Raw genomic sequence first — 23,584 nt, 5'->3', positions numbered from 1 at the left:
CGACGTGAGCGACCTGCACGAGCTGACCGCGCTGGAGACGGCGGACGTCGTCCGACGGGGGGAGGCCTCCGTCCTCGACGTCGTCGACCACGCCCTGGCGCGCGCCGAGACCGTGGGCGCGCGCCTGGGCGCGTTCGCCGTCGTCACCCCCGAGCGGGCCCGGGAGGCCGCGCGGGCGCTCGACGTCGCGGGCCCGGGGTCCGGTGGGCCGCTGCAGCCGCTGCGTGGTGTGCCCCTCGCCATCAAGGACCTCAGTGCGACGGCGGGCGTGCGGACCGGGCGCGGGTCGGTCGTCCACCGCGACCGGGTGCCCGAGGTCGACGACGACCTCGTCGGCCTGCTGCGCGACGCCGGGACGGTCAGCATCGGCAAGACCGCGGTCCCGGAGTTCGGGCTGCCCTGCTACACCGAGCCCGCGGACGCGCCGCCCGCGCTCACCCCGTGGGACCTCTCCCGCTCGGCCGGAGGGTCCTCCGGCGGTGCGGCGGCGGCGGTCGCGAGCGGGGTGCTGCCGGTCGCGCAGGGCTCCGACGGCGGCGGCTCGATCCGGATCCCGGCGTCGGTGTGCGGGCTCGTCGGGCTGAAGACCACCCGCGGGCGCGTGCCGGCGGGGCCGGCCGGGGGCGACCCCGCCGGGCTGTCGGTGCCCGGGCCGCTGGCACGCACCGTCGCGGACGCGGCGGCGTTGCTCGACGCCCTGTGCGGCGGGCGGACGTGGCCGGGGGAGCCGCTGGTGCCTCCCGGTCCCCCCGACGGCGGGTACCTGCGCGCGCTGGGCCGTCCCGGCCCGCGGCGGCGGATCGGCGTGTGCACGTCGGTGCCGTACGGCGACCTGACCGGGGTGCTGGGCCCGGAGTGGACCGGCGCGTCGGTGGACCCGGTGTGCGCGGCCGCGGCCGAGGACACCGCGCGCGTGCTGGAGTCCCTCGGCCACGTCGTGGAGCCGGTGGAGATCCGGCTGCCGGACGAGGTCGTGGGCGCCTTCCTCACGCTGTGGGCGACCCTCGCGCTGGGCGACCCGGTGTCGCCGGACGACGAGGTCCGGCTGCAGCCGTTGACCCGGCTCCTGCGGACGCGGGGCCGTGCGGTGTCCGGGATCGGCGCGCTCGGGGCCCTGCAGACCGTGCAGGTGGCGACCCGGCGGATGGTCGCGGCCCGCGCCGGGCTGGACGCGGTGCTGACGCCGTCGGTGGCGCTGCCGCCGCGGCCGGTGGGCTGGTTCTCCGCGGACGGGCCGGAGACCGACTTCGCCCGGCAGGTCGCCTTCACGCCGTGGACGGCGATCGCGAACATGACCGGCGAGCCGGCCCTGGGCCTGCCCACCGGGTGGCCGACCGTCGACGGCGTGACCCTGCCGGTGGGGGTGACCCTGCGCGGGCGGCGCGGCGAGGAGGACGTGCTGCTGGGGCTCGGGGCGGAGGTCGAGGCCGCGGTGCCGTGGGCGCACCGTCGGCCGCCCGTGTGGTGACGGGTACCTACGACACGACGTCGGAGCGGCTTTCCACTACGGTTCGGCGCGTGAGTCCGATCGAGACGATCCTGATCTATGCGGTGATCCCGGTCGTCGCGCTGCTGCTGCTCTTCGCCATGACGATGGTCAGGCGGGGCGGCAAGGCGTCGTCCTACCGTTCCGGTGACGACTGGCCGCACGAGCCGCTCTGGTGGATCGGCAACCCCAAGGGGACCGGGCTGCCCGAGCCGACCGTGGAGGCCGTCGGGGCCACCGCGACCCGTACCGCCCGAGGAGGCGCACGTGGCACCTGGTGACGTCGCGCGCCCGCAGGCGCGTCCCGGCGAGACCCCGATGATCCGCGAGACCGGACTCGCCGAGGACCCGGTCTACGGGCACGCTCGCGTGCCGACCGCGTCCGGACGCATCTCCGAGGCCACCGAGATCCTGGCCGACGACCAGCGGGTGCCGTTCTCGTCGTCCCAGCTCTCCCGCATCGACGAGGCGCTCACCCGCACCTCCGCCGAGACCGGGCTGCTGTTCAGCGTGTGGGTCGGTGAGCTCGGCGGGCGCTCCCGCGAGCGGGCCGAGGAGCTGCACGCCGCCTTCGGCGCGCAGGCCGAGGACGCGGTGCTGGTCTGCGTGTCCCCGGGGGAGCGCGTCGTCGAGGTCGTCACCGGCGAGGAGTCCGTGCGCCGCGTCGACGACCGGGGCGCCAAGCTCGCGGTGATGGCCATGGTCTCGTCGTTCACCGAGTCCGACCTGGTCGGCGGCATCGTCGAGGGCCTCCGCGTGCTCGGCGACCACGCGGGGTCGAAGCACTAGGTGCGAAGCCCGTGAGTACTTGTGGCGGCTATCGCCGCCACAAGTACTCACGAGTCGCTAGGCACCTCGGTCGGACTCCCGCGCCGCCAGGGCCCGGACGACGCCCGCGCGGCCCTCGGTGACCAGGCGGCGCAGCGCCGCCGGGTGCTCCCCGGCGAGCCAGCGGTCCGCGGCGTCCACCGTGGCCTGCTCGACGGCCCACGACGGGAACAGGCCCTGCACCATCGGCTGCGCCTGCTCGCTCGAACGCCGGCCCCACACCTCGTCGACCACCGCGAAGTACTTCTCGCGGTAGTCGGTGAGCAGGGCTCCCTGGGACGGGTGCGCGAAGCCCATGATGATCGCGGCGTTGATCGCGTTGGGCAGCGTGTCGTCGTGCACCGCCCGCTCCCACGCGGTCGCCTTGGCCTCCGGCGTCGGCACCAGCGCGCGCGCACGCTCGGCCATGCGGAGCCCGGTCGCGGTGTTGTCCCGCGCCAGCTCGGCGTCGATCTCGTCGGCGCCGGCCGCACCGTGGGCGACCAGGGCGTGCAGCAGCCGCCAGCGCAGGTCGGTGTCCACGACGAGCCCCTCGAGCGGCCGCTCGCCCGAGCGCCACCCGGCGAGCGTCTCCAGCGCCTCCGGGGTCAGCACCGAGCCGGACAGCGCGTTGACGAACGCGAGCTGGTGGTCCGACCCCGCCTCGGAGGTGCGGGCCAGGTCGAGCAACGTGGCCACGAACGACGGCCAGCCCTGCTCCACCGCCCACGTCGGGTCGGCGTAGGACGCGAGCGCGGTCTGGGCCTGCAGCAGCAGCCGCTGCACCACGCCGACCTCGCTCTCGGCGGCGACCCCGCCGACGACGAGCGCGACGAAGTCGCGGGCGCGCATCTCGGCCTCGCGGGTCATCTCCCACGCCGCCGACCAGCACAGCGTCCGCGGCAGCGGCTCCGCGACGTCCCCGATCCGCTCGACGAGCGTCGCGAGCGAGGTGTCGTCGAGGCGCATCGTGCAGTAGGTCAGGTCGTCGTCGTTGACCAGCACCAGCGCGCCCGCCGGCACGCCGACCAGCTCGGGCACCTCGGTGCGCTCCCCGGTGACGTCGAGCTCGGTGCGGTGCACGCGCACGAGCCGACCCGCGTCGTCGGGGGAGTAGATCCCGACGGCGATGCGGTGCGTGCGGGTCTCCCCGGCGCCCGGTCGGGCGCCGCCCTGCTCCACCGCGAAGCTGGTGTACGAGCCGTCGTCGCCGACGGAGAACGACGGCGAGAGCGAGTTCAGCCCCGTCGTCCGCAGCCATTCGGCGGACCAGCCGGAGAGGTCGCGCCCGCTGGACTCGGTCAGCGCGCCCAGCAGGTCGTCGAACGTCGCGTTGCCGTAGGCGTGCCGGGAGAAGTAGAGGCGCAGGCCGGCCAGGAACTCCTCCTGCCCGACGTAGGACACCAGCTGCTTGAGCACCGACGCGCCCTTGGCGTAGGTGATGCCGTCGAAGTTGACCTCGACGGCCTGCAGGTCCGGGATGTCCGCGGCGATCGGGTGCGTCGAGGGCAGTTGGTCCTGGCGGTAGGCCCACGACTTCTCGACGTTCGCGAACGTCGTCCACGCGTTGCGGTACTCGGTGGCCTCGGCCTGGCTGACGACCGAGGCCCACGTCGCGAACGACTCGTTCAGCCACAGGTCGTCCCACCAGCGCATCGTCACGAGGTCGCCGAACCACATGTGCGCCATCTCGTGCAGCACGGTCTCGGCGCGGCGCTCGTAGAGGTAGCGCGTGACCCGGCTGCGGAAGACGTAGTCCTCCAGGAAGGTCACCGCGCCGACGTTCTCCATCGCGCCCGCGTTGAACTCGGGGACGAAGAGCTGGTCGTACTTCGCGAAGGGGTAGGGCACCCCGAAGTTGCGGTGGTAGAAGCCGAAGCCCTGCTTGGTCTCGGCGAAGAGCCGGTCGGCGTCCATGTGCTCGGCGAGCGAGGAGCGGCAGTAGATGCCGAGCGGGATCTCGCCGTGCTCGTCGGAGTACGTGTCGGTCCAGCGGGCGTACGGCCCGGCAATCAGCGCGACCAGGTAGGTGGAGATCCGCGCGGTCGTCTCGAAGGCGTGGTGGACCGCGCCGGACTCCAGCGTCGTCGTCGTGTCCGGCGCGCCGTTGGAGATCACGTGCCAGTCCGGCGCGGCCACCGCCGTGAGGGTGATCGTGGCCTTGAGGTCGGGCTGGTCGAAGCAGGCGAACATGCGCTTCGCGTCCGCCGTCTCGAACTGGCTGTAGAGGTAGACCGCGCCGTCGACCGGGTCGACGAAGCGGTGCAGGCCCTCGCCGGTGTTCATGTAGCGGCAGTCGGCGTCGACGACCAGCTCGTTCTCGGCCGCGAGGTCGGGCAGCGCGACGCCCTTCTCCTCGTCGTACCCGGAGACGTCGAGGGCGACGCCGTTGAGCGTGGCGCCGCGCAGCCCCGCGGCGACGATGTCGATCCAGCTGGAGGCCCCGGGCGAGCTGCTGCGGAACCGCACCGTCGTCGTCGAGCGGAAGGTCGTCTCGCCCGGCCGGTCGGAGCCGTCGGTTCCATCTCCCGTCGCTTCGCTCGCCGCAGTCAGGTCGAGGGCGATCGTGTACGAGTCGACCTCGAGCATCTCGGCGCGGGTGCGCGCGTCGTCCCTGGTCAGGTTCGGAGCAGCCACGACCGCACCCTATCCGCGCGGCCCGTCGCGGACCGGGGGAAGACACTTGTCCCTCGAACCGTTGCCCCGGATACCTGCCGTCGATCGAGGGAAGCCTGCAGCCATGAGCAGTGAGAAGGCACGCGTCGATTTCTGGTTCGACCCGCTCTGCCCCTTCGCGTGGATCACCTCGCGCTGGGTGCTCGAGGTCGAGAAGGTCCGCGACATCGAGGTGGCCTGGCACGTGATGAGCCTGTCGGTGCTCAACTCCGGCCGGGACCTCGACGAGAAGTACCAGTCGATGATGGACGAGGGCTGGAAGCCGGTCCGGGTCTGCATCGCGGCCGCGCAGCGCCACGGCGACGAGATCCTGGCCCCGCTCTACACCGCGATGGGCACGAAGATCCACAACGAGGGCAACAAGGACTTCGACGACGTCATCGCGAAGTCCCTCGACGAGGTCGGCCTGGAGGCGGACCTCGCGAAGGCCGCCACCTCCACCGACTACGACGACGCGCTGAAGAAGTCCCACCACGAGGGCATGGACCCGGTGGGCATGGACGTCGGCACGCCGGTCATCCACGTCGAGGGCTCGGCGTTCTTCGGCCCGGTCATGACCCGCATCCCCAAGGGCGAGCAGGCCGGCCAGGTCTGGGACGGCGCGAAGCTCCTCGCGGGCTACGAGTACTTCTACGAGCTCAAGCGCACGCGCGACACCGAGCTGTCCTTCGACTGAGGCGTTCCCGACAGAGCAACAGAGCACGCCGATAGGGGGTGCCGGTGCGGCACCCGTCGTCAGGCGAGGGTGACGCGGAGGCCGCGGTCCGCCGGGGTGACGATGACGGTGCTGCCGAGCGGGTCCGCCGTCGCGAACGTCCCGAGCGTGGCCGTGTCGTCCGAGGCGACGCGCGCGAGGACGCGGTGCTCGCCCTCGTGCAGGCGCCCGACGACGACCGCGCCGTGCGGGGTCCCGTCGCGGGAGTACTCCACGGTGTAGGTCTCCACCGTCGCCGGTCCCTCGGCCCGCCGCACGGTGCCGGGGGCCTTCGCGTGGGCCGCGTCCACCTCGGCCTGCGCCGCGGCGCCGTCGCCCTCGCGCCACGGCGCGGCCCGCGTGGAGTACACGCCCGCCGAGTACTTGTGGATCGCGCCGCCGTTCGCGCCGACCAGCCCGAAGGTGCCCGGGCGGGCGCGGAGCGCGGTGACCGTGTCGGCGATCGCGTGCATCGAGTAGTCGTTGCCGGGGCCGCCGAAGAACGGCAGGCCTCCCGTGACGGTGAGCCCGCGCGGGTCGTCGGCGGCCAGACCGAGCTCGTCGGTGACGACGCGGACCGCGATCGGGAAGCAGCTGTAGAGGTCGACCGTCGCGAGGTCGTCGACGCCGATGCCCGCGAGGGCCAGGGCCCGCCGGACCGCCGTCGCCGCCGCCGGGCTCGCGCCCAGGTCGGCGCGCTCGAGCAGCGGGGGCTCGACGAGGTCCGCGTGCCCGTGCAGGTGGACCCACCGGTCGTCGGGAACGCCCAGCTCCCGCGCGGCGTCGGCCCCCGCGACGACCACCGCGGCGCCCTGGTTGACTTGCTCGCGGGCGACGAGGTGGCGCAGGTACGGGTCGGTGATCGGACGGTTGTCGCTCGTGGCCGCGGCCAGCTCGTCGACCGACCGGGCGGTGGGCGCCGCCGCGTGCGGGTTCCGCGCCGCGACGGCCGAGAGCGGCGCGAACAGCTCGGCCATCTCCCGCCGGTGCTCGTCCCGCGAGAGCCCGAGCCGCGCGCGGCGGGCGTGCTCGAGCAGGGCGTACTGCAGCACCGGCGTCAGGACGTCGTTCTCGACCTGCTCCGGCACGATGTAGGACTCCAGCCCGAGCCCCCGGTCCTCGAGCTGCCCGCCGACGTGCTCGGTCCAGTCCGGCCGGCCGGCCTCGGAGCCCAGCAGGCGCCGGACGGTGGAGAGCGCCTCGGCGCCGACGAGGACCACGACGTCGGCCTCGCCGGCCGCGATCAGGCCGGCCGCCTCGGTGACCAGGTGCTGCGGCGACTGGCCCCCCACCACCTCGAGCACCGCACGTCGCGGGTCGGCGCCGATCCGGGCCGCCACCGAGCGCGGGTAGTTGTCCGACCGCCCCAGCGGGGCCTGGGCGCCGGGCGCGGACATCTCGAACTGGCGGACGGCGGCGACGAGGTCGACCCGCGCGGCGACGGCGGCCGGGTCGGCACCGGTGTCGGCCAGCGCGCGCCGGGCCGCCTCGGCGCCCAGCTCGACGGGGGAGAGGGCCCGGTAGCCGGGATCGTCGAGGCGCTCCGAGCACTGGCCGACGCCGACGACGACGGGCGTGCGGTCGGTCATCGCGCGAGCTCCCCGAGAGCGCGCAGCCGACGGGTGCAGTCCTCGATCATCGTGCGGGCGATGTCGCCCGCGGGCCGCAGCTCGCGGAACCCGCCGACGACCTGCCCGATGAAGTAGGTGTCGAGCGCCGTCGCCCCCGGGTGACCCTCGGCCGCCGCGGCGTGGAGCCGGTTCCAGGCCCGCCCGGCGAGCATCGGCTGCAGGGGCAGGGGGAGGGGGGCCGGGGCGTCCGGGCGGTCCCAGGCGTCGTGCCAGGCCGAGCGCAGCTGGCGGGCGGGCTTGCCGGTCATGGTCCGCGAGCGCAGGGTGTCGCTGCTGCCGGCGGCGAGGAACTTGTCCTTGATCGCCCGCGGCGTGATGTCCTCGTGGCTGGCGAGCCACACCGATCCGCACCAGACGCCGGCGGCGCCGAGCGCGAGGGCGGCGGCCATCTGGTCGCCGGTGGCGATGCCGCCCGCGGCCAGGACGGGGTGGTCACCAGCGACCTCGACGACCTCGGGGGTCAGCACGGTCGTCGCGATGGTGCCGGTGTGCCCGCCGGCCTCCGTGCCCTGCGCGACCAGGACGTCGACGCCGGCCGCGAGCTGGCGTTCGGCGTGCTTGCGCTGCCCGACCAGGGACGCGACGACGACGCCCGCGGCGTGCGCGCGCTCGACCAGGTCGGCCGGGGGCGGGCCGAGGGCGTTGGCGACCATCGCGATGGGGTGCGCGAACGCGACGTCGAGCAGCGCCTCGGCGCCGGCCGGGTTGATGGCGGCGGCGATCTCGTCCAGCGTGTCGGCGTCCGGGTCCTCGACGGCGGGCACCTGGTACTCGTCGAGGAGCGAGTCGACGAAGGCGCGGTGCTCGTCGGGGATCTGGGCGCGGAGGCTCGCGACGAGGTCGTCGGGGTCGCTCGCGGCGAACTTCTCCGGGACCAGGAGGTCGACGCCGTAGGGCCGGCCGTCCACCTGCTCCTCGATCCAGCGCAGCTGCGCGTCCAGCTCGGCCGGGGTGTACATGCTGGCCGCGAGCACGCCGAAGCCGCCGGCGTTGGTGACCGCGGCGACCACGCCCGGGGAGCGGTTGAACCCGACGAGCGGGTGCTCGACGCCCAGGAGGTCGGTCAGGGCGGTGCGCATACGGGGGTCCTCGTCGTCGTCGGATCGTGTGTGACTCGGTGTATCACATAAGCGGTGTCATGGATGCCGCGCGGGCGGTCGTCAGGAAGGATCGGCGGCATGACCTCGAGCATCGGGACGCTGACCGACCACTGGATCGACGGGGCACGGGCCGGGGGCGGCTCGGGCACGATCGAAGTGGTCGACCCGGCCCACGGGACCGTACTGGCCGAGGTGCCGCGCGGCGGTGTCGCCGAGATCGACGCCGCCGTGCTCGCGGCGCGGCAGGCGTTCGGGGCGTGGTCGCGGGTCCCGGTGGCCGACCGCGCGGCGATGGTGCTGCGCATCCGCGAGGGGATCAAGGCCCGCCACGAGGAGCTGGCGCGCTCGATCACCGCGGAGATGGGCTCGCCGATCTCCTTCGCGCGTTCGGTCCAGCTCGGGATGCCGATGGCGACCTCGAAGGGCGTCGCGGCGCTCGCCGAGGACTTCGCCTGGTCCGAGGAGATCGGGAACTCGCTGGTGGTGCGCGAGCCGGTCGGCGTCGTCGGGGCGATCACGCCGTGGAACTACCCGCTGCACCAGGTGGTGGCGAAGGTCGCCCCGGCGCTCGTCGCGGGGTGCACGGTCGTGCTGAAGCCCTCCGAGGTCGCACCTCTGACGGCGGGCGTGCTGGCCGAGATCACCGCGGACGCGGGACTCCCGGCGGGCGTGTTCAACGTCGTGCACGGCACGGGCCCCGAGGCCGGCGAGGCCCTGGCCGCGCACCCGGGGGTCGACATGGTGTCGTTCACCGGTTCGGTCGCCGCCGGGCGGCGGGTGCAGGAGGTGGCGGCCGGGACGATCAAGCGGGTCGCGCTGGAGCTGGGCGGCAAGTCGGCGAACATCGTGCTGGACGACGCCGACCTGACGCAGGCGGTGAAGGTCGGGCTCGGGAACTGCTTCATCAACGGCGGGCAGACGTGCACGGCGTGGACGCGCCTGCTGGTGCCCTCCTCGCTGCACGACCAGGTGGTGGAGCAGCTGGTGGCGGCCTCGGCGAAGTACACCGTGGGCGACCCGGCCGACGAGTCGACGCGGATCGGGCCGATGTCGTCGGCGGCGCAGCAGTCGCGGGTCGAGGGGTACATCACTCGGGGCGTCGAGGAGGGTGCGGAGCTCGCCGTCGGCGGGCCGGGGATGCCGGAGGGGCTGACGGAGGGCGCCTACGTGCGGCCGACGATCTTCGCCGGCGTGCGCCCGGACATGACGATCGCCCAGGAGGAGATCTTCGGGCCCGTCCTCTCGGTGCTGCCGTACTCCGACGTCGACGAGGCCGTGACGATCGCCAACAACACGATCTACGGGCTCGCCGGGGCGGTGTTCGCCGGGTCGCAGGAGCGCGGGGTCGAGGTGGCGCGCCGGATGCGGACCGGCCAGGTCGACGTCAACGGCGGCGCGTTCAACCCGCTCGCGCCGTTCGGGGGCTACAAGCAGTCGGGCACCGGTCGGGAGCTGGGCCGCTACGGGCTGGAGGAGTTCCTCGAGGTGAAGTCGATCCAGCTGTAGGGGGCGCCGCCGTGACGTCAGCGATGGCCCATCGCTGACGTCAGGTGTGCGAACGGCGCCACTCGCGCATCCGTGGCGGGAGCGGTGGGATCAGGCCGGCGCGCTGCGCAGCAGCGCGCTCAGCCGGTCCGCCGCCGCCCGCACGGCCTGCCCGCGCTCGTCGCCCGCGGCCCCCGCGAAGTCGTCGCTGCGCCCCCCGAGGCTCAGCGTTCCGAGGACGCGCTCGCCGGGGCCGAGCAGTGGGGCCGCGACCGCGGACACGCCCTCGAGGTAGTCGCCGTGGCTCTGCGCGACGCCCGCCGCCCGCACCGCGTCGAGGTGCCGCGTGAGGTCGGCCGGGTCCGTGCGCGTCGCCGGGGTGAAGGCCGGGAGCCCGTCGGCGAGCGCCCGGGCCCGCAGCTCGTCGTCGAACGCGAGCATGGCGACGGGTCCGGCGGCGGCGTGGAAGGGCAGGACGGTCCCGACCGCGATGCCGGCCACCACGAGCGGCTTGCCGCCGTCGATCTTCTCGATGCACACCGCCCCGTGCGCCGAGGGCACCATCAGGTACGCGGTGTCGCCGAACGCATCGGCCAGGGCCTGCATCTCCGGGCGCGCCTCGGTCCGCAGGTCGAACCCGGACAGCGCCGCGGCACCGATCGCGAAGAGGTCGAGCCGGACGCGGTAGGCGCCCGCGGGGTCGCGGGAGACCCACCCGGCCTCGACGAACGTCGACATCAGGCGGTGCACGGTCGGCTTGTTCATCCGACTCTCCGCCGCGAGCTCCGCCAGGCCGATGACCGGCCGCGACGCCGAGAAGTGGCCCAGCAGCCGGCACCCCCGCAGGACGGCGGCGACGGTCTCGCGCGTCCCCGCCTCGTCCTCGACCGCCCGCACGTCCGGTGCTGCCATCCACGCTCCTCCCGCCGCCGGGGCACGGTAGCCGGGCCCTCGATGTGCGTCTTGACACAGCATGCCATGACCTCGCACAGTTTCGGAACGCGTAACGCATGACGAAACGGAGGCGGAAATGCTCGCGGAGCAGATCGAGCGCGGCCTGGTGTACGCACCCGGGGTGTGGGACGGGCTGACGGCCCGGCTGGCCGAGCAGGCCGGGTTCGCGGCGCTGTGCGCGTCGGGGTTCGCGGTGTCGGCCTCGTTGGGCTATCCGGACGCCGAGCTCTACACGATGTCGGAGAACCTCACCGCGGTCCGCACGATCCGGGAGGCGAGCGGACTGCCGCTGGTCGCCGACATCGACACCGGCTACGGCAACGCCGTGAACGCCGCGCGCACCGCGTCGCGCTTCGCCGACGCCGGGGTCGCCGCGGTGTTCATGGAGGACCAGCGCTCGCCGAAGCGCTGCCCGCTGATCCCCGGGGCGCCGGTCGAGCTCACCGACCTCGAGGAGGCCGCGGGCAAGGTCCGGGCCGTCGTCGACGCGGCCGCCGGGCGGATGCTGGTCATCGCGCGGACCGACGCCCGCGACGACGAGGCCCTGCGTCGCGCCGAGGCCTACGTCGCGGCGGGTGCCGACCTCGTCATGCCGGTGACGAGGACCTTCTCCGACCTCGAGGGCTGGCGGCGCTGCCGGGAGGTCGCGGGGCGGCCCCTCGTCGCCACCCTCACCGCCTCGGCCTGGACCGAGCGCGAGTTCACCCCGCAGGTGATGGAGGAGATCGGGGTCCGGCTCGCCCTGCTGCCCACCCAGGTGCTCATGGCAGTGACCGGTGCGGCACAGGCCTGCCTGCGCCGCCTGGCCGCGGGGGAGCCGCCGGCCGAGGTCGGCGTCGGCGCGACCGACCACCACGACTTCGTGGAGCTGATCGGCATGCCGGAGATCGAGCGCCTCCAGCAGAAGTACCTGCCCGCCGCCGCGACCGCCTGAGGAGGCCCTCCAGTGCCGAGCACGATCACCGAGAAGATCCTCGCGCGCGCCGCGGGGCGCGACGAGGTCCGCGCGGGGGAGAACCTGCCGTTCCGCCCGGACCACATGATCGCCTACGACTTCCCCGGCTACACCGACGTCATGTTCCGCCAGATGCACGACGACTTCGGCATCCGGCAGCTCGACGATCCCGAGCGCTACGTCGTGTTCATCGACCACATGCTCACCCGCGGCGACGCCCGCGAGGACGAGGTCCACGGGGTCACCCGCGACTGGTGCCGGTACTACGGCATCGACCTGCACGAGGGCCGGGGGATCGGACACCAGGTCATGGCCGAGATGGGCTACGCCCTGCCCGGCTCCTTCGTCATCCACTTCGACGGGCACGTCTCCGGGGCGGGCGCCTTCGGGGCCCTGGGCTGGGGCGTGCGCCGCGACCTCATCGAGGCGTGGGTCTCCGGGCGCATCTTCCTCGACGTGCCGGCCACCACCCGCTTCGAGCTCGTCGGCGAGTTCGCGCCGGGGGTCGACAGCCGGGACCTCGTGCACCACATCATCGGGACCCTGGGTGCGGACGGCTGCGCCCACCAGGTCATGGAGTTCGGCGGGCCGGGCGCCCGTGCGATGCCGATCGACCAGCGCCAGTCCCTGTGCGGCATGGCCATGTTCACCGGGGCGGTGTCGGCGGTCTTCGAGCCCGACGAGGCCGCACGGGCCTACGCCGACGCGGTGGCCCGCCGTCCCTACGAGGCGGTCCACCCGGACCCGGACGCGCAGTACGTCGCGGTGCACACGATCGACCTCGCGACCCTGCGTCCCCAGGTCGTCCTGCCCGGCTCGGCGCGCGCCGCGAACACGCGGGACGCGGCCGAGCTCGCGGGGACCACGGTCAGCCGGGCGTTCATCGGGTCCTGCGCCAGTGGGCGCATCGAGGACATCCGCTCCGCGGCCGCCGTCCTCGCGGGCCGCCGCGTCGCGCCCGGCGTCGAGCTGAACGTCGTCCCCACCTCCGAGGCGGTCCACCGGCAGGCCGAGGACGAGGGCCTCCTCGACGTCCTGCGGGAGGCCGGCGCCCACGTCGTGCGCTCGAGCTGCGACTTCTGCTTCGGCTACCAGAAACCGCTCGCCGAGGGCGAGGCCTGCATCTCCACCGGCGTCCTCAACATCTCCGGACGCATGGGCAGCCCCCGCGCGGAGATCTACATGGGCTCGGCGGCCACGGTGGCCGCGAGCGCCGTCGCCGGCTCGATCAGCCCGGCGGTGCCCTCGTGAGCCGGCGCTACCCGCCGCCCCCCGACACCGTCCGGGGCCGCGTCGCGTGGGTGTTCGGCGACGACTTCGACATCGACCTCGTCGTCGGGGTCGAGAACATCAAGTCCTACGACGCCGACCACCTGCGGTCGGTCTGCATGACCGCCATCGACCCGACCTTCGTGGACCGCGTCCGGCCCGGCGACGTGGTGGTGGGCGGCCGCAACTTCGGCTACGGCCACCCGCACTACCCGCCGATGGTCGCGCTGCGCGACCTCGGGATCGCGGCGGTCCTCGCCGAGTCGTTCTCGCCGGGCTTCTGGCGCGGCGAGACCCACAACGGGATGCCGCTGATCACGGTGCCCGGGATCGCCACGGCGGCCACGGTGGGCGAGGACGTCGAGCTCGACTGGCGGGAGGCCACGGTCCGCCTCGGGTCCGGCCGCGTCCTGCACGGCACCCCGCCCAGCGACCGGGTCGCCCGCACGATCGAGGCCGGCGGGGCCCTCGCCCTGCTGCTCTCCGAGCACGCCCCCGCCACCACCTGAACGCTCTCCCCGCACGTCCCCTGCCCCGTCCCACCGCCGTACCGGAGCCCGCCATGACCGACGTGTCGCCGACCGCGCCGCCGTCGCCCACCACCGCCACCGACCCGCGGTCCACCACCGCACGCCGCGCCGCCCTCGCCGGGGGCGTCGGGACGTTGATCGAGTACTACGACTTCAGCGTCTACGCCTTCCTCGCCGTCACCATCGGCCCGCTGTTCTTCCCGAGCACCGAGCCCGGGGTGTCGATCCTGCTGACCCTCGCCGTCTTCGGCTCCGCGTACGTGATGCGCCCGCTCGGCGGCTGGTTCTTCGGGCGGCTCGGCGACCGTCGCGGCCGCCGGCACGCCCTCGTCGTCACGGTGGTCGCGATGGGCATCTGCTGCGGCCTGCTCGGGCTGCTGCCGACGTACGCCGCGATCGGGGTCGCCGCCCCGGTGCTGCTGCTCCTCATCCGGCTCGCGCAGGGCTTCTCGGCCGGTGGGGAGATCGGCGGGGCCGCCACGTACATCGCCGAGTCCGCGCCGGCCCGTCGCCGGGGGCTCTTCGGCTCGTTCACCCCGGTCGGCTCCACGCTGGGCTTCGCCGTGGCCGCGGCGGTGGTCGGGCTCGTCACCACCTTCACCACGGCCGACCAGCTCGCGGCGTGGGGCTGGCGCATCCCGTTCCTGATCTCGATCCCGCTCGCCGTGATCTGTCTGCTCGTGCGGGTCAAGCTCGAGGACACCGAGGAGTTCACCGAGATGGCGGCCCGCCAGGAGATCGTGCGGAGCCCGCTGCGGCAGGTGGTGCGGGAGAACCCGCGGGCCGTCCTGCAGGTCGTCGGCATCGCGATCGCGATGAACGGCACCGGCTACATCGGCCTGACCTACTTCAACGTCTACCTCGTGCAGAACCTCGGGTTCTCCAAGGCCGCGGTCTCCTGGACCTCGGCGATCGCCATCGCCGCGGCCTGCCTGACCTATCCGCTCGCCGGGATGCTCACCGACCGCTTCGGGCGCCGTCCCGTGCTGGTCTCCGCGTACGTGCTCTACCTCGTCATCGCCTGGCCCGCCTTCGCGCTCATGGGGGCGACCGGGAGCCTCGTCGTGGTCGGGCTCGTCCTCGTCGTCTACATGGCGGTCAACGGGCTCGCCCAGGTGCCCGCGTTCCCGCTGTTCACCGAGCTCTTCCCGCGGCGGGTGCGCTACACCGGGGTCGCGCTCGGCTTCAACATCGGCACCATCGTCGCCGGGGGCTCCGCGCCCTACGTCGCGGCGCAGCTCGTGGAGAGCACCGGCAACGTCATGTCCCCGGCCTTCTGGGTCATCGGCGTCGCCCTCGTCGGGCTCGTCACGGTCGTGACGCTGCGCGAGACCTCCCGCCGCGAGCTGCCGGTCTGAGCACCGGCCCGACGAGTTTTCCCGAACCGCACCCACGGCCGACGGCGTCGGCCTAGCGTCCGCTCCCGGAGGTGGGTGGATGCGGCGGACCGCACCAGGGGCCCGGCGACGAGCGATGCTCGTCGCCGGGTTCGTCGTCGTGGTGCTCGTGGTCGGGGCGGGGGTGCCGCTCGGGCTGGCCGGGCTCGTGCGGGCGGCCGCGGAGAGCGCGGCGGCCGCCGTCGGGGTGGTCCTCGTGGCGGAGTCCGACGGCGGGGACGACGGTGACGACGGCGGGGGCGACGACGGCGGGGGCGACGACGAGGACGACGGCGGGTCCGAGGAGGAGCAGGACTCCGGGGACTCCGGGGACTCCGGGGACTCCGGGGAGCAGGAGCAGGCCTCCGACGGCGACGACGCGCAGTTCGCCGGCCGCGACCAGGCCGGGAAGGCGTCGGCCCAGGAGTACGTGTCCATCGCCGACGTCGAGCCCAACGGCAACATCAAGAACGGCGGCGACTTCTCCGGCGGCAGCTACTCGTTCTCCTGCCCGCTCTCGGACCACCACAACTCGGACAACTTCATCGTCGCCCCCGGCAAGCGCAACGGGGCCCAGCACACGCACGACTACGCGGGCAACGAGTCCACCAACGCGGCGTCCTCGGAGAACCAGGACGCCCTGGAGCAGGCGGAGACGACCTGCACCAACGGCGACCGGTCGCCGATCTTCTGGCCGGTGCTGCGCGACCTGGAGGGGGTCGGGCCCGACGTCGGGATGGACGGCGGCAGTCTCGACGGCAACGTCGGGTCGTTCGTGGTGCCGGCCTCGGTCGACTACACCTTCCACGGGCACGGGACGCGCCGCACCGAGCCGATGCCACTGAACATGCAGCTCATCACCGGGTCGGCGAAGGCGGGGAGCACCGGGGAGGGGTCGAACTCGAAGTTCACCTGCTCCGGCGCGGCCGACCGGCTCACCGAGCTGTACCCGATCTGCCCGCAGGGCTCGCAGCTGCAGCGGGTCTACGACTTCCCGAGCTGCTGGAACGGCGAGGACCTGTCGTCCGAGGACTTCGTCAGCCACCTGCAGTACCCCGACGAGACCGGGGAGTGCGAGGAGGACCTGATTCCGGTGCCGGCCCTGCGGATCACGGTGTCCTACGACCAGCCGCCGGGACGGTCGTTCGCGATCGACAGCTTCCCCGAGCAGCAGCACGACCCGGTGACCGACCACGCCCTGCTCGAGTACCTCTCCACCGAGTCGCGGGCGCAGGCGGGCGCGGACTGCATCAACGAGGCCCGCCGCTGCGAGCAGGGCCCGGGCGAGGCCGCCGCGGGCTCGGGCCCCCGCGGCCGCAGCGACGAGCTCGCCGTCACGAAGAACTTCGCGACGGCGATGGCGGAGCACAGGAACGCCGGCGCCGCGCACGGCGGAGCGCACCGGTGAGTCCCCGGGTGGTGGCCCATCTGGTGCTCGCCGCGCTGCCGCTGCTCTCGATCACCGCGCACGTCGCCGGGCTGGTCCCGATGCACGTCTCGGCCGGGATCGTCATCGTCCCGGCCGCCGCGGTGCTGGTGCTGCTGGCGGTGTTCTCCCCGGCGCCGGAGGACCGGCTGGTGCTCGACGGCCTGCGGTGGGGCCTGATCGCGACGGCGGTCTACGACGTCTTCCGCCTCGACACGGTCGCGCTGCTGGGCTGGTGGGACGACTTCATCCCGACGATGGGCACCTGGCTGCTCGACGTCGACCCCTCCGAGCAGGTGCTCGGCGGGGTCGCGGGCTACGTGTGGCGGTACGCGGGCGACGGCGGCGGCCTGGGGGTCGTGTTCGTGACGCTGGCCGCTGCGACCGGGCTGCGCCGGCTCGGCCCGCGGTGGACGGTGGGCGCGGCGGTGCTCTTCGCGGTCGGCCCGACGTGGGGCGGGCTGATGGCGACGGTGCTCCTGCCCCGTGGGCAGACGCTGATGTTCGCGCTGACCCCGGTCACGGTGACGCTGTCGTTCCTCGGTCACGTCGTGTTCGGGCTCGTCCTCGGGCTGGGGACCTGGCGCCTGCGAGGGATCGAGGAGCGGTGGAGCGGACCGCTGCTGGTGGACCTCCCGGCCCTGCTCCGTCGTCGGACGCCCGTTCCCGACGACGAGCCGGTGCGGGCGCTGCGCCCCGTGCCTCCGGTGCGCGAGCCCTACGACCCGTACGCCGCCGACCCGCTGCCGCTCGACCCGTGGCGGCCGGCGCCGTTCGAGGACCCGGCCCCCACCGGCGAGGTGGCGGTGCTGCCCTGGGGCAGCCATCGGTCGTCGGGACGGAGCCCGGACGTCACCGCGAGAAGTGCGTGGTCAGCCAGTCGGTGACGGCGTGGACGAACGTCCGCCGGTTCTCCAGGCGCTGGATCTCGTGGCCCTCGTCCTCGAAGAGCAGGTACCGCACGTCGACGCCCGCGGCCTTCGCGCCGTGCACCGCGAGCTCGGCCTCGTGGACGGGGACGTTGGTGTCGTTGCGGCCGTGCACCACGAGCAGCGGGGCACGGAGCCGGTCCATGCGGTGCACGGGGGAGAGCTCGCGGAGCAGGTTGCGGTCGTGGATGGGGTGGCCGTACTCGCCGACCGCGGCGTCGGCGATCCACGGCTCGGTGCGGGCGAAGAAGGTCTCGAAGTCCGCCATGCCGCACACGTCCACCCCGACCGCGAACAGCTCCGGGTGGTTCACCAGCGCGGCGAGGGTCAGGTAGCCGCCGTAGGAGCGGCCCATGACGCCGACCCGGTCGGCGTCGGCGATCCCCGCCGCGACGAGGTGCTCCGCGCAGGTGGCGACGTCGCGGATCGCCCCGAAGCGCCCCGCGCCGTCGTCGGCGTTGACGAACGAGCGCCCGAACCCCGACGACCCGCGGACGTTGGCGGCGTACACGGCGATCCCGTGGGCGAGGAGCACCTGGTAGAGCGGCGTGAACACCGGGCGCTCCTGGGCCTCCGGCCCGCCGTGCAGGTAGATCACCGTCGGCAGCGGGCCCACCGCGCCGCGGGGGCGGTAGAGCCAGCCGGGCAGGGAGAGCCCGTCCGGGGTCGACACGGTCTCCAGGACGGGGTGCACCACGGCCGACCGGTCGGTGTCCTCCTGCGGGCAGATCAGCGCCGTCGTCTGCGAGGACAGCTCGTGGCACCACACCGCGGCCGGGACGGCCGGGGCCTGGATGCCGAGCACCAGCGAGTCGCCGTCGTGGCTGAACACCGCGGAGGTGACGACGTCGCCGGGCGGGGTGTAGGGCGCGGGCTTGCCGGTGGCGAGGTCGAGCAGATCGACCTCGCTGCGCCCGGTCACGTTCCAGACGACGGCCGCGGTGGCGGCGTCCTCGGTCAGGGCGAACCGCTCGAGCTCGGCGTCGTCGCGCTCGGCGAGCACCTCCGGGTACATCGGCCGGGCGTCCGTCGCGACGTCCACGCTGACCAGCGCGGCCCGCTCCCGCCCGCCGTCGGTGAGGATCAGCATGCGCGTGCCGTCCGGGGTGAAGCGGGCGGCGACCACGGACGAGTCGCGGGTGATGGCGACCGGGTGCTCCACGGCGCCGGGCGGACCGCCGGGCCCGCGGCGGCTGTCGATCTCGTGCCAGCCCTCGGTGCCGTCCAGGTCGACGATCCCGACGTGGCGCGACCCGCGCCGTCCGCGGCGCAGCAGGGCCCGACGGCGGTCGCGGGACACGTCGAGGATCTGCAGCGCGTGGCCGGACCCCAGGCGCTGACGCAGCGCGGTGTCGACGTCGACGAGCCAGGCGGTGGTCGTCTCGTAGTCGGACTCGGTGACCGCGACGACGGAGCCGGTGTGGGTCCAGCGGTCCAGCGAGACCGCGCCGCGGTCGCCGTCGCCGACCCCCTGGATCGGGCGCAGGTCCGTGCCGTCCGGGCGCACGACGTAGACCGACGTGCGCTCGCCGCCGTCGGGCGCGGCCTCCACCCCGAGCCACCGCCCGTCGGGGGACCACTTCACCGTCGAGACCAGGTCGTCCCCGGTGTCGAGCGACCACTCGCGTCCGGTGCGTCGCTCGTGCATCCGGACGACGGGGCGGCCGTCGCCGTCCCAGACGAACGCGATCGTCGTGCCGTCGGGCGAGGGGCTGGGCGACCAGCATCGGGTGGCGCCGATCCACTCGTCCACCGCTGCCGACCTCCCTGGAGTGCGCGTCCCGCCGCCGATACCACCTACGAATGTGACGTCCAGCGTCAGCATGGCCGCAGTGCTGACATCACGAGAGGGCGAACCTACGTCAGTCGATGCCGTGGGCCTGCAGCCACATCTCCAGGAGTGCGACCTGCCACAGGGCGTTCGCGCCCAGGTTGGTGCGCCCGGAGTTCGGGTCGTCGAGCATCGTCGCGACGGCGTCGGTGCGGAACAGCCCGCGGCGCCGCGCGGCCGGGTCGGTGAGGGCCGCGGTGACGCGCTCGAGGACCGGGCCGGAGAGCTGCCGGATCGCCGGGACCGGGAAGTAGCCCTTCTTCCGGTCGATGATCTCGTCCGGCAGCAGCCCGCGGGCGGCCGCCTTGAGCACGCCCTTGCCGCCGTCGGCCATTTTGTACTCCGGCGGGCAGGCGCCCATGGTGTCGACGAAATCGTGGTCGAGGAACGGCACGCGGGCCTCCAGGCCCCACGCCATCGTCATGTTGTCCACCCGCTTCACCGGGTCGTCGACGAGCATCACCGTCGTGTCGAGGCGCAGCGCCGCGTCGACGGCCTCGTCGGCGCCGCGACGGGCGAAGTGGTCCCGCACCAGGTCGAGCGACGGGTCGTGGTCCACCAGGTACTCCGGGGCCACCAGGTCGGCGATCGCCGACGACGGCCGGTCGAAGAAGGCCCGGTGGTAGGCGTCGACGGCACCCTCGCGGCCCACCCGCGCGATCGGCGGGTACCAGTCGTAGCCGCCGAGCACCTCGTCGGCACCCTGCCCGGACTGCACCACCTTGATCGAGCGCGAGACCTCGCGGGAGAGCAGGTAGAACGCGACGACGTCGTGGCTGGTCATCGGCTCGCTCATGGCCGCGACGGCACCGGGCAGGGCGTCGTCGGTGTCGGCCTTCGGCACGTCGATCTTGACGTGGTCGGTGCCGTAGGTCTTCGCGACCAGGTCCGAGTAGTCGAACTCGTCGCCGGCCTCCCCGGCCTCGGACTCGAAGCCGATCGAGAACGTCTTCAGGTCCTTCTGGCCCTCCTCGGCGAGCATCGCCACGACGATCGAGGAGTCGATGCCGCCGGAGAGCAGCACGCCGACGGGCACGTCCGCGACCATCCGCCGCTGCACCGCGGTCCGCAGCGACTCCCGGGCGATCTCGGCCCACTCGCCCGCGGAGTGCTCCGTGGTGCCGCGCACGAACTCCGGCTGCCAGTAGGTCCAGTCGCTGGACGAGCCGTCGGGCTCCACGGTCCGGACGACGGCGGGCGGCAGCTTGCGGACCCCGGCGAGGATGGTGCGCGGGGCCGGGACCACGGCGTGGAAGCTCATGTAGTGGTGCAGGGCCACCGTGTCGATCGAGGTGTCGACGCCGCCCGGTGCGAGCAGGGCGGGCAGCGACGAGGCGAACCGCAACGCGCCCGACACGGACGCCGTGTAGAGCGGCTTGATCCCGAGCCGGTCGCGGCCGAGCACGAGCCGGCCGGTGGTGCGGTCGGCGATCGCGAAGGCGAACATGCCCTTGAAGTGCTCGACGCAGCGCTGGCCCCACCGGTGGTAGGCCTTGATGATCACCTCGGTGTCCGAGGTGGAGAAGAACCGGTAGCCCTCGCGGCCCAGCTCCTCGCGCAGCTCCGGGTAGTTGTAGATGCACCCGTTGAACACCGCGGTCAGGCCGAGCTCGGCATCGACCATGGGCTGCGACCCGGTCTCGGTCAGGTCGATGATCTCGAGCCGCTGGTGCGCGAGGGCCAGGGGTCCGTGCCCGACGACGCCCCAGCCGTCGGGGCCGCGCGGCTCGAGCACCTGCGCCATCGCCAGGACCGCACCGACCCGCGCCGCGCCGCCGTCGTACCGGAACTCCCCGGCGATGCCGCACATGCGTCGATCGACTCCTCGAGATCGGGGGATGGTGTCAGCGCAGGAGCCAGGTGTCCTTCGAGCCGCCCCCGCGCGACGAGTTGACCACGAGGCTCCCGACGGGCGCGACTCGCGTCAGGGGGGTCGGCAGGACCGCGGGCGCCGCCCCGAGCACGACGAACGCCCGCAGGTCCACGACGCGGGGCGCGAGGTCGGCACCGGTGAAGGTCGGGTGCGTGGAGATCTCCACCGTCTCCTGGGCGACGTAGCTCGCGGGGTGCGCGCGCACGTCGGCCGCGGCCGCGGCGAGCTCCTCGGCGGAGGCGTCCCGGCCGATGACGATGCCTGCCCCGCCGTAGCCGTCGACCGGCTTTAGCACGAGCGTGTCGAGGTGCGCGAGGACGTGCGCGAGCTGGTCGGGGTCGGCGCAGGAGTAGGTGGTGACGTCGTCGAGCAGCGGCTTCTCGCCGAAGTAGTACTCGGTCAGCGAGCGGACGAACGGGTAGACGGCCTTGTCGTCGACCAGGCCGTTGCCCGGCGTGTTGAGCAGCGCGAACCGGTCCTCGCGCACCGCGGCCTGCAGCGGGTCGCGCAGGGTGCGCCCGTCGGCGTCCGGGGCGGCGTAGAGCTTCTCCTCGTCGATGCGGCGGTAGGCCACGTCGATGCGCTGCCCGGAGACCGCGACCGTCGGCGTCCCGTCCGCGGTGATCCGGATGCCGGAGGGCTCGAGGAGGGGCACGCCCATCTCCTCGGCGAGCATCGCGTGCTCGAAGTAGGCCGAGTCGTGCGGTCCCTCGGTCAGCACCACGAGGCCCGGCTCGTCGCCGGCGGCGGCCGGGGCGCAGCTCAGGAGCGCCTCGCGCAGCATGCCGGGTCCCTCGTCGGAGTCGACGATGCCCTCCGGGGCCTGCAGCTCGGGCAGGACCGACCGCACGACGCGGCGGTCGGCCATCGCGTAGGCGATGCCGGAGGGGATGCGCAGGTTGTCCTCGAGGACCTTCCAGCGGCCCTCGCCGTCGCAGACCACGTCCAGCCCGCTGACCAGCGCCCGGGTCGAGCCGGGCGGGACCAGCGACGAGGCGTCGCCGGGCTCGGGCAGCCAGCGCAGCGCCGCCGCCGGCAGGACGCCGTCGCGCAGGCAGGCCCGCTCGCCGTGCAGGTCCTGGAGCAGCGCCTCGAGGGTGCGGGCGCGCTGCACGAGCCCGGCCGAGAGCGCCGCCCAGTCGTCGGCGGTGATCAGGCGCGGGATCAGGTCGAGGGGGAAGAGCCGCTCCGGGTCGTCCGGCTGCGGGAAGAACATCGAGCGGGCCCGCTGCTCGGCGTCGCGGCTGCGCTCGTGCGCGAGCAGGCCGCCGGGCCCGATCCGTTCCAGCGCCGACACCATCCAGCCGTAGGTCGGGCGGACGTGCCCGGCGGTGTCCACGGCCTCGTCGTACGACGGCGGGCGGTAGGCCCCGAGCAGGACCGGCGCGACCGCCTCGGGCGCCGGCACCTCGAGCCGGACCTCGACCTCGCCCCGGGTCTCGGCGACGAGCAGGTCGACGACGCCCTCGAGCGTGCCGGTCCGCCCGAAGCGCTGGCGCTGGCGGGCCGCCGACGACCCGCGCGCGAGGGCCTCCAGCGCGAGCTCGGACACCTCGTCCCAGTCGCCGGTCGCCTCGAGGTCGTCGCGCAGGTGGTCGAGCAGGAGGCGCACGGCGCGCGACGGCGGGACCAGCTCGCGGCCGGTGACGTCGACGAGGTCGCCCTCCATGCCCGAGCGGGCCGCGCGCCAGGACGCCGCGCGCAGCAGCTCGGGGCGGTACGCCGGCTGCGGCCGGCCCGCGAGGTGCGCGCGGACCCCGTGGTTGACCATGGCGCGGGCCAGACCCGCGATCAGCACGACGCCGTCGACCGTGGGGGAGGCGTCGCAGATCCGCAGCTCGACGGTCTTCTGGTGCGCCGAGGGACGCATGTCGAAGTACACCATCCCCGGGTCGGACATCGTCCCGGAGCGCAGCAGGTCGTCGATCAGCGCGTCGTACTCGGCGGCGTCGCGCAGCGGCGCGGGTGGTCCCGCCGTCGGCCACCGGTGCCAGGCCAGCGTGCGCGAGCTGGCGTAGCCGGTGTCCTCGGAGTGCCAGAAGGGGCTGGACGCCGACATCGCCAGCAGGATCGGCAGCCACGGCGCCGAGTGCTGCATGACCGCGACCGCGGTGTCGCGGTCGGGCACGTCCACGTGCACCTGGGTCCCGCAGATCTGCTGCTCGAACGCGAGCATCTGGTACTCGTCGCGCATCCGCTCGTAGCGCGGCGACGGGGTGATGCCCAGCGCCGAACCGTCCACCAGCGGCACCGACCCGGCCCCGACGACGCCGAGCCCGCGGGTCTCGGCCATCGAGGAGAGCATGCGGCGCAGCCGGAGCAGGTCGCTGCGCAGGTCCGCCAGGGACGACGTCGGGTCGGAGTTCGTCTCGATGATCGACGGCTTGAGCTCGGCGGCGAACGCGTCCGCGTCCAGGGCCGCCAGCTCGTCGAGCATCTCCGGCACGCGCGGCACCGCACAGCGCGAGTCGAGGTCGACGAGGTGGAACTCCTCCTCGACCCCGAGGACGACGCCGCCCGGGTCCGCCAGCTCCTCCGCCATGCGTGCACGCTAGAAGCACC

Annotated in this window: 18 protein-coding genes; 11 read left to right on the top strand and 7 right to left on the bottom strand. The window is 73.9% G+C overall.

The features are described 5' to 3' along the window. Positions 1–4 precede the first annotated feature (4 nt). From WCD74_RS04490 to WCD74_RS04480, 3 genes are read left to right on the top strand one after another with little or no spacing between them, the layout of a single operon-like run. Complete coding sequence (locus WCD74_RS04490) at positions 5–1,468, top strand: amidase (RefSeq protein ID WP_337693616.1); 1,464 nt, start codon at positions 5–7, stop codon at positions 1,466–1,468. 50 nt (positions 1,469–1,518) lie between these two features. Next, a complete protein-coding gene (gene ctaJ, locus WCD74_RS04485) occupies positions 1,519–1,767 on the top strand; it encodes an aa3-type cytochrome oxidase subunit CtaJ (RefSeq protein WP_337693615.1) in 249 nt (82 codons plus the stop codon). Beyond that, positions 1,754–2,275, top strand: a complete 522-nt coding sequence (locus WCD74_RS04480; protein WP_337693614.1) for a DUF5130 family protein — start codon at positions 1,754–1,756, stop codon at positions 2,273–2,275. Before ctaJ ends, WCD74_RS04480 begins: the two co-directional genes overlap by 14 nt. 57 nt (positions 2,276–2,332) lie before the next feature. Here the strand turns inward: WCD74_RS04480 and pepN are convergent, their stop codons facing one another. Next, on the bottom strand, positions 2,333–4,930 hold the full coding sequence (gene pepN / locus WCD74_RS04475) for an aminopeptidase N (protein ID WP_337693613.1): 2,598 nt from the start codon (positions 4,928–4,930) through the stop codon (positions 2,333–2,335). A gap of 103 nt (positions 4,931–5,033) precedes the next feature. Here pepN and WCD74_RS04470 point away from each other — a divergent pair, with 103 nt between their 5' ends. Next, complete coding sequence (locus WCD74_RS04470; RefSeq protein ID WP_337693612.1) at positions 5,034–5,645, top strand: mycothiol-dependent nitroreductase Rv2466c family protein; 612 nt, start codon at positions 5,034–5,036, stop codon at positions 5,643–5,645. Between the two features lie 59 nt (positions 5,646–5,704). Here the strand turns inward: WCD74_RS04470 and WCD74_RS04465 are convergent, their stop codons facing one another. Both WCD74_RS04465 and WCD74_RS04460 read right to left on the bottom strand, forming a co-directional pair. Continuing rightward, positions 5,705–7,252 (bottom strand): acetyl-CoA acetyltransferase, encoded by a 1,548-nt coding sequence (locus WCD74_RS04465; RefSeq protein WP_337693611.1) that lies wholly within the window; start codon positions 7,250–7,252, stop codon positions 5,705–5,707. Next, a complete protein-coding gene (locus tag WCD74_RS04460) occupies positions 7,249–8,373 on the bottom strand; it encodes a nitronate monooxygenase (protein ID WP_337693610.1) in 1,125 nt (374 codons plus the stop codon). Before WCD74_RS04460 ends, WCD74_RS04465 begins: the two co-directional genes overlap by 4 nt. 99 nt (positions 8,374–8,472) lie before the next feature. On the opposite strand from WCD74_RS04460, the gene WCD74_RS04455 reads away from it, so the two are divergent. After that, positions 8,473–9,900 carry an aldehyde dehydrogenase family protein gene (locus WCD74_RS04455; RefSeq protein WP_337693609.1) on the top strand — a complete coding sequence of 476 codons (1,428 nt, stop codon included), beginning with the start codon at positions 8,473–8,475 and terminating at the stop codon, positions 9,898–9,900. Positions 9,901–9,990: 90 nt separating this feature from the next. Here WCD74_RS04455 and WCD74_RS04450 read toward each other — a convergent pair whose 3' ends face one another. Further along, on the bottom strand, positions 9,991–10,791 hold the full coding sequence (locus WCD74_RS04450; protein ID WP_337693608.1) for an IclR family transcriptional regulator: 801 nt from the start codon (positions 10,789–10,791) through the stop codon (positions 9,991–9,993). A 118-nt stretch (positions 10,792–10,909) separates the two neighbouring features. Between WCD74_RS04450 and WCD74_RS04445 the strand changes: the two genes are divergently transcribed. The 6 genes from WCD74_RS04445 (at position 10,910) to WCD74_RS04420 (ending at position 17,276) form a co-directional block, all read left to right on the top strand. Then, positions 10,910–11,767 (top strand): isocitrate lyase/PEP mutase family protein, encoded by an 858-nt coding sequence (locus tag WCD74_RS04445; protein WP_337693607.1) that lies wholly within the window; start codon positions 10,910–10,912, stop codon positions 11,765–11,767. Between the two features lie 12 nt (positions 11,768–11,779). Further along, positions 11,780–13,039 carry a 3-isopropylmalate dehydratase large subunit gene (locus WCD74_RS04440; protein WP_337693606.1) on the top strand — a complete coding sequence of 420 codons (1,260 nt, stop codon included), beginning with the start codon at positions 11,780–11,782 and terminating at the stop codon, positions 13,037–13,039. Further along, entirely contained in the window at positions 13,036–13,566 is a 531-nt protein-coding gene (locus WCD74_RS04435; RefSeq protein ID WP_337693605.1) for a 3-isopropylmalate dehydratase small subunit, read from the top strand. Before WCD74_RS04440 ends, WCD74_RS04435 begins: the two co-directional genes overlap by 4 nt. 53 nt (positions 13,567–13,619) lie before the next feature. Continuing rightward, on the top strand, positions 13,620–14,945 hold the full coding sequence (locus WCD74_RS04430; protein WP_337693604.1) for an MFS transporter: 1,326 nt from the start codon (positions 13,620–13,622) through the stop codon (positions 14,943–14,945). Between the two features lie 115 nt (positions 14,946–15,060). Then, positions 15,061–16,371, top strand: coding sequence for a DUF1996 domain-containing protein (locus WCD74_RS04425; RefSeq protein ID WP_337693603.1), 1,311 nt, complete (start codon positions 15,061–15,063; stop codon positions 16,369–16,371). Then, the gene (locus WCD74_RS04420) at positions 16,368–17,276 is read left to right on the top strand and encodes a hypothetical protein (protein ID WP_337693602.1); all 909 of its coding nucleotides are present in this window, start codon (positions 16,368–16,370) and stop codon (positions 17,274–17,276) included. The genes WCD74_RS04425 and WCD74_RS04420 overlap by 4 nt, the downstream gene beginning before the upstream one ends. On the opposite strand, the gene WCD74_RS04415 is transcribed toward WCD74_RS04420, so the two are convergent. The 3 genes from WCD74_RS04415 to WCD74_RS04405 form a co-directional block, all read right to left on the bottom strand. Beyond that, entirely contained in the window at positions 17,242–19,071 is a 1,830-nt protein-coding gene (locus WCD74_RS04415) for a S9 family peptidase (RefSeq protein WP_337693601.1), read from the bottom strand. The genes WCD74_RS04420 and WCD74_RS04415 overlap by 35 nt on opposite strands. Before the next feature lie 109 nt (positions 19,072–19,180). Next, entirely contained in the window at positions 19,181–20,959 is a 1,779-nt protein-coding gene (locus tag WCD74_RS04410) for an N-acetylglutaminylglutamine amidotransferase (protein ID WP_337693600.1), read from the bottom strand. Between the two features lie 34 nt (positions 20,960–20,993). Beyond that, positions 20,994–23,564 (bottom strand): glutamate--cysteine ligase, encoded by a 2,571-nt coding sequence (locus WCD74_RS04405; RefSeq protein WP_337693599.1) that lies wholly within the window; start codon positions 23,562–23,564, stop codon positions 20,994–20,996. Positions 23,565–23,584 lie beyond the last annotated feature (20 nt).

Origin of the sequence: Actinomycetospora aurantiaca (assembly GCF_037401875.1) — a bacterium.
Classification (GTDB): domain Bacteria; phylum Actinomycetota; class Actinomycetes; order Mycobacteriales; family Pseudonocardiaceae; genus Actinomycetospora; species Actinomycetospora aurantiaca.
This window is presented reverse-complemented; position numbering and strand designations above follow the sequence as displayed.